The following is a 7626-nucleotide window of genomic DNA, read 5'->3' on the forward strand; positions in this document are numbered from 1 at the left end:
ATGCGCGGCCGGCTGGGCATCGGGGCCCATCTTGATCATGACCTCCGATCTGCTATTTCTCGATGAACCCAGCACGGGAATGGACCCGCGTAGCCAGATCCAGGTGTGGGAGCTGGTCCGCCGGATCGCCGCGGCCGGTACCACACTGCTACTCATCACCCAGTACCTGGAGGAGGCCGACCGTTCAGTGGAGCGGTCCGTCGGCTCCACGGCCAGTGCGGCGGCGATGTGGATAACGATCCGGCCGATGCTGGGACAGAAGTGATCGGCGCGGCTAGTCTGATTTCGTTACGGAGGGGGGCGTTGTGGGGGACGCGGCGCAAGCGCCGGAACAGATCATCTCACTGCCGCAGGGCGGCGGGGCGCTCCGTGGGATCGGTGAGACATTCGCGCCCGATCTCCAGACGGGAACCGGCAATCTGACGGTCCCGATCGCCGTGCCACCAGGGCGGCGAGGCCTAGCGCCGAGCCTCGGCCTTGCGTACAGCACCGGCACTGGCAACGGCTACTTCGGGCTCGGCTGGGCATTGAGCGTGCCAGGGATCTCCCGGAAGACCTCCCGGGGCGTGCCGGTATACGACGAGGACGCCGACACCTTCGTCTTGTCCGGCAGCGAGGACCTGGCGCCTGTCGAAGAACTCGCCAGCATCGGCACACGGTACCGGCCGCGGACGGAAGGACTTTTCGCTTCCATCGTCCGCTACCGTGACGTGGATTCTCGACAGGACTATTGGGAGGTTACGAGTAAGGACGGTCTGGTCAGCCGGTACGGCACCCGACGCCCGGACAGCGCTACGTCCACATGGCACGACCCGGCGCTGATTGCTGACCCATCCGACCCGTCGCACATCTTCACCTGGAAACTCACCGAGACGCGGGACCCGCTCGGCAATGTGATCGTCTATGAATATGATGCGGATGCTGGTGAATTCGAAAACCACCGGTGGCGGCAGCCTCTGTTGCGCACGATCCGCTACGGCGACCACACCGCTCCTGACGGCACGCTCCGGTTTCTCGCCTCGGTGACATTCGGCACCGAGGAACGGCCGGATCCGTTCTCGTCCTACACCGCCGGGTTCGAGATCAGGACGACCCGTCGCTACCGGACGATCGCGACTGCTGTGCACGCCGACGTCGACCAGGCCGTTCGACGCTACGAGCTGAGCTACAAGTCCGACCCCTACAACGGGGTATCGCTGCTGACCGGCGTCGCGGTCATCGGGTTCGACGACGCCGGAGGTGAGCATCGCGACCTGCCGCCGGTGAGCTTCGGCTACGGTCGCTTCGAGCCGGCGAAACGTCGGTTCCAGCCGGTCACCGGCGTCGACCCGCCGGCGGTCGCGCTGTCCCGCGGGGACCACGAGCTGGTCGACCTCACCGGCTACGGGCTGCCCGACGTGTTGCAGCTGGACGGTGTCGCCCGCTACTGGCGCAACCTCGGCGGCGGCCGGTTCGACCGGCCACGGCCGATGGCGGGCGCGCCGGCCGGGCTCACGCTGGCCGACCCAGGCGTGCAGCTGCTGGACGCCGACGGCGACGGGCGCGCCGACCTGCTGGTCACGACGCCGACCGTCGCCGGGTTTTTCCCGCTGCGGTTCGGCCCGTCGTGGGGCGCCTTCCACCGGCACCGGAACCCGCCGAGTTTCGGCCTCAAGGACCCTGAGGTGCGGCTGATCGACCTCGACGGCGACGGTGTGACCGACGTGCTGCGCGCCGGCAGCCGGTTGGAGTGCTTCTTCGCCGACCCGGACACCGGCTGGACCGGCCCGCGGCCCGCCCGGTCAGCGAGTACCGACGGGCCGCCGCCGCTGACGCTTACCGACCCGCGGGTGCGGTGGGCCGACATGACCGGCGACGGGCTGACCGACCTCGTGCTCGTCCACGACGGCGCCGTCGAGTACTGGCCGAACCTCGGCCACGGCCGCTGGGGAGATCGTGTGCGGATGACAGCCGGGCCACGGCTGCCGTACCGGTACGACCCGACGCGGCTGCTGCTCGGCGACGTGGACGGTGACGGCCTCGCCGACCTCGTCCACGCCGACGACGCCGGCGTCACCATCTGGTTCAACCGCAGCGGCAACAGCTGGAGCGACCCGGTGACGGTGCGCGGGGTGCCCGCGGCCGGCTGGGACATACGCATCACCGACCTGCTCGGCAGCGGCACCGGCGGCATCCTGTGGAGCCGGGACGCCACAGCCTCCGGCCGCCCGTCGATGTACTTCCTCGACCTCACCGGCGGAGTCAAGCCACGGCTCCTTGCCGAGGTCGACAATCACATCGGCGCGGTCACCCGGGTCGCCTACCAGCCCTCCACCGCCTACGCGACAGCCGACAACGCCCAGCCGGCCACCCGGTGGCGCACCCCGCTACCGTTCGTCGTCCCTGTCGTGTCCCGTGTCGAGAGCATCGACCAGATCTCCGGCGGCAAACTCACCACCACCTACTCCTACCGGCACGGCTACTGGGACGGGGCCGAACGGGAGTTCCGCGGTTTCGGCTGCGTGGAACAGACCGACACCGAGACGTTTGCCGAGTACCACCGCACCGGCCTGCATCCGGGTACGTCGTTCGTCCCGGTCGGGGCGATGTCGTTCTCCCCGCCGACGCTCACCCGCACCTGGTTCCACCTCGGTCCGGTGGACACCGACGACGAGGAGCAGTGGGCCGAGCTGGACCTGTCCGCCGAGTACTGGGCCGGCGACCCGCCCCTGCTCGACCACACTGGCCGGGTCAACCGGTTTCTGCGCGGCCTGCGTGACCCCGCCGGACGGTCCGGTCGGCGGGCGCGCCGGGACGCGCTGCGGGCGCTGCGTGGCCGGGTGCTGCGCAGCGAAATGTACGGGCTGAACAGCGCGGCCGAACGGGACCAGCCGTACACGGTCACCGAACACGCCTACGACCTGCGAGAAGAGGTAACTGCCGGCGTACCCGGCCGGCCGAGGGTGTTCGTCGCCTTCGAGGTGGTCGCGCGAACCACCCAGTGGGAACGCGGCACCGATCCGATGACCCGCTTCACCTTCACCGGCGACCACGACCCGTACGGGCAGCCCCGGCGGCAGACCACCGTTGCACCGCCACGACGGTCGACCCGACGCAGGCCCTTTACGGTGGCCCCGGTCCGAGCCGGCCAGAGCCGGACGTTCCTACCGGACGAGACACGGGTGCTCGCCAGCCACACCCGCACGGCGTACTCGGAACCGGACCAGGGTGTGTACATCCATGACCGGGTCGCGCAGGTCCGCACCTACGAGCTGGTGAGCCCGCCGACCGTCACTGAGAGAAGCCGGGACGGGGACGAGGTGGCGGCCGTGCTGGCGGACCAGTTCCGAGTCGCCGAGGCCGTCCGTGACACGTTCGACGGTCTCGGCGCGGCGGACGTCCGGCTGATCGGCCATGTCGTCCACCACTACGACGGCGCTGCGTACGTCGGCCGGGCCGACGGGCGGGTCGGGCCGCACGGGCTGCTTACCCGCAGTGAGGCCCTCGTCTTCCGCGACGGCGTCGGCATGGACGACACGCTCATCGACGCCTACGGCCCCTGGCGCCCGGACTACCTGGGCGGCGTCGAGCCGCTCCCGGCCGGCGCGCCGGCAGCGTTCGGCGCGGACCTGGGCTACCGGCACGAGCCGACCGGCCCGGCCGACACCATCCACGTCGCCGGCTGGTATGCCGACACCACCCGCAACGCCTACGACGTCCAGTTGTCCACCCCGGCCGATCCGCTACCCGGCCGCGGCCTGCTCCTCGGAGCGCAGGACCCGCTGGGCCACGAAACCCGGGTGACCCCGGACACATACTGGCTGCTCCCCGCGGTTGTACGCGACCCGGCGAAGCTGCCGACGACCGCCACCTACAACTACCGGGCCGGCCGGCCCAGCCGGGTCGTCGACCCGAACGGGAACGCGACGAACTACCGTTACCACCCCCTTGGCCTGCTCTCCGCGGTTTTTCTCCAAGGCCGCGGGGGTGAAGGCGGGACCGAGGAGCGCCCCGAGATCGGGTACAGCTACGACCTGTCCGCGTACGCCTTGCGCGGGCAGCCGATCTCCGTGCACACCGTCGCCCGGGTATGGCATGCCAGCGATCGTGCCGCCGGCACCCTGCCCGATGACGCCGCCGATAACGTGATCGAGACCCGGGAGTACTCCGACGGCTTCGGCCGGTTGGTGCAGAAGCGCGCCCAGGCCGACGACCTGGCTTTCGGTATCACTGGCAACGACGTCAGCGGCGACGACGTCGGACTTCTCGTCCCGGATGGGGGTGGCGTGCTGACGCCGGTGCCGGGCCGGGCCGGCGGGCCTGCTGTCGGCAGCCGCGTGGCCGACCGGGTCGTGGTCAGCGGCTGGCAGGTCCACGACAACAAGGGACGGATCGTTGAAACATGCGAGCCGTTCTTCGACTCGGGTTGGGACTACCAGCCGGAATCGGAGGCCCGGCAGGGAAAGCGGGTCGCCACCTTCTACGACCCTCGCGGTCAGGCAATCCGGGTGGTCAGCCCGGACGGGTCGCAGCGGCGCACCGTCTTCGGCGTGCCCGACGACCTGACCGCACCCGGCACCGTCGAGCCGACCCCGTGGACGGTCACGACCTACGACGGGAACGACCTCGCGGCAGTCAGCAGCGGCCCCGCCGGTGCCACGCTGGTCGGGCGGGCGCCGGCATCCCACCACTTCACCCCCGCGACAGCGTTCCTGGACTCGCTCGGCCGGACCGTCTGCCAGATCGTGCGCGGCGGCCCAAATCCGGCGTCGGACTGGCACGCCACGCAGACGGCCTACGACATCCGCGGGAACACGCTGACCGTCGTCGACGAGCTGGGACGCACCGCGTTCACCCACGCCTACGACCTGACGAACCGGCCGCTACGAGTCGACAGCATCGACGCCGGCCGGCAGATCACCATCCTCGACGCGGCCGGGAACGCCGTCGCCGCCCGCGACGCCCGCGGCTGCCTGACCCTGCGCACCTACGACGTGCTGAACCGGCCGGCCGCCGTGTTCGCCCGCGACCTGCCCGGCGACGTCCTGACAATGCGGGAGCAGCTCACCTATGGGGACGGCGGCGGCCCCGACCAGCCGGCCACCGACCGGGCGGCGGCCCGCGACCACAACCGGCTCGGCCGGCTGTGGCAGCACCTCGACGAGGCCGGGCTGGTCACCGTCGAGGACTACGACTTCACCGGCAAGGTGACCAGCCAGGTCCGCCGGGTCGTCAGCGACGCGGCGATCGCCGCGGCCGAGCCGGACGGCTGGACGGCGAACTGGGCGTCCCCCGGCGCTGCGGTCGCGGTGCTCGACCCGACCGAGTACCGGACGACCACCCGATACGACGCGCTGGGCCGGGCCGTCCGGGTCACCGCTCCGACCGCAGTCGCCGGGGAGCCGGACCGCGTCATCACCCCGGCCTACAGCCGGTCCGGGGCGCTACGGTCGGTGGCGGTCGACGGCGTGCCCTACGTCCGGCTGCTCGCCCACAACGCCCGCGGCCAGCGGGTGCTCGCCGCCTACGGCAACGGCACCTCGGACGGCACCGGGCCAGGACCGGTGACCCGCTACGCCTACGACCCGAACACGTTCCGGCTCGTCCGGTTACGCACCGAACGCATGGCGCCGGACGCCGGGGACACCTGGGCCGGGGCGGGCGGCACCGCCCTGCAGGACCTCACCTACACCTACGACCTGGTCGGCAACGTGACCACGATCGAGGAACGGACCACCGGCTGTGGTGTGGCCGACACTGCGGACGGCCGGGACATGCTGGTCCGCCGGTTCGGCTACGACCCGCTCTACCGGCTGACTTCGGCCACCGGACGCGCCTGCGCGGACATCGGAACACTCCGGCCGCTCGACGACGCGCCGCGCTGCGGGTCCTACCCGGCGGCACCGAACCAGGCCAACGCCCCCGATGTCACCGCCGGCTACCGCGAGAGCTACACCTACGACCCGGCCGGAAACCTGCTCGACCTGCTCTACCAGGTGACGACCGGGCCGGCGCCTCCGAGCTGGCACCGTGTGTTCGGGATGGGCAGTTTACCGCCGGACGAGTGGGCCGACGCGCCGACCAACAGGTTGACCAGTGTCCGCAACGGCGACCAGCCCGAGATCGCCCTCACCTACGACGTGGCCGGGAACCTGGAGACCGAGACCGATTCCCGTCGCTACACCTGGGACCGCGCCGGTCGGCTGGTCGGCTTCCGGACCACCGCCGGCACTGGAACCTCCGTCTCGGCCCGATACCTGTACGGGGCCGACGGCATCCGGGTAAAGAAGTGGGTCCGGCTAAACAACAGCGCCTCCCTCGACGAGAGCACCGTTTACCTCGGCGACCTCGTCGAGCACCATCGGTGGACCAAGCAGGGCGGCGGGCGTAACAGCCTGCTGCATGTCATGGACGGCACCAGCCGCATCGCCCTCATCCGTACCGGCACCGACGTGCACCCGGACGACGCCGGCCCCGCCATCCGCTACGCACTCGCCGACCACCTCGGCAGCGCCAGCCTCACCCTGGACGCCACCGGCGCCTGGACCAACCGCGAAGAGTACTTCCCCTACGGGGAGACCAGCTTCGGCAGCTTCCGCCGCAAACGCTACCGATTCACCGGCAAGGAACGCGACGAAGAATCCGGCCTCAACTACCACACGGCCCGCTACTACGCCCCGTACCTCACCCGCTGGACGAGCCCCGACCCCGCCGGCCAAGTTGACGGCTCACATCTATACAAGTACAGCGTGAACAGGCCGACAAACCATAGCGACCCGACCGGGACTCAGGCTTCTCCCATCCAGACGGTAGTGCTGGATGAGGAGAGGAGAGTATGCATCACGCCACCGGCGGACCCGAATTCGGCGTCCTCGTCGTCGGTTACCAGCATAGCGCCATCGGATCCCCGTATCGAAACTGAGATACCGGTGGCGGAACTGGCACCAAGGGGGAGGAACGTAGTGTGGCAGCCGGAAGGTTCAGGTGAAGGAAAACCCTTCATGTACGTCATCTGCCCAACCTGCCACGGCACGGGACCCCAGCCGGGAAGTTGGAGCAGGGAGCTTAATAGGCGGGAACAGAAGGAGTTGGCACTGATCAATGCTGTTGGGCTAACGGTCATTTCTGCCGGAGCGCTCGGGCCACTCGCCGGTGGCGGAGCGATCGGCGGGTCGGGTCTTTCGCTAAGCGGAAACGCATTGACACTCAACTTCGTTGAAGTGCTATCTGCCGCCACCGTCAAAACGGTCGTCGCTTCAACTGGAATTGCGGTCGCTGCAACGATGGACTGGCCGGAGTTGGGCGGAAGCGGCGGCGGCGGAAGACCCCCTTTGAAGCTACTCCATCCGAGCAGTTCTCTACGGCAATCGTCGCTGGCGTACTGGCGGAACACGGAAACAGAGAAGATCATTGAATCTTTCCGACCTGGTTCCCGGCTAGTTGACGCCAGCGAACATCTTCAGATCCGCGGTAGTGACGGGATGGTATTTCAGGGAAATACTCGACTCACGGTTCTCATTGAACGCGGAATCGATATCAACGCTTTGAATCTGTGGGATATTGCAGAGATCCTCTAAGGATTCGTAATGAAATAACTTTATCATTTGATGATGCTTTGACATCGTCTTGTGATTACTTCGGTAGATC

The 7626-nt window shown here is 68.9% G+C and carries 1 protein-coding gene and 1 pseudogene; both read left to right on the forward strand.

Features of this window, described 5'->3' with window-relative positions; genetic code table 11:
• Positions 1-265: pseudogene (locus MJ797_RS22935) on the forward strand (hypothetical protein); the annotation flags it as partial.
• Between the two features lie 40 nt (positions 266-305).
• The gene (locus MJ797_RS22940) at positions 306-7556 is read left to right on the forward strand and encodes a SpvB/TcaC N-terminal domain-containing protein (protein WP_239341091.1); all 7251 of its coding nucleotides are present in this window, start codon (positions 306-308) and stop codon (positions 7554-7556) included.
• Positions 7557-7626 lie beyond the last annotated feature (70 nt).

It is taken from the genome of Protofrankia sp. CiP3, assembly GCF_917627345.1.
GTDB lineage: Bacteria > Actinomycetota > Actinomycetes > Frankiales > Frankiaceae > Protofrankia.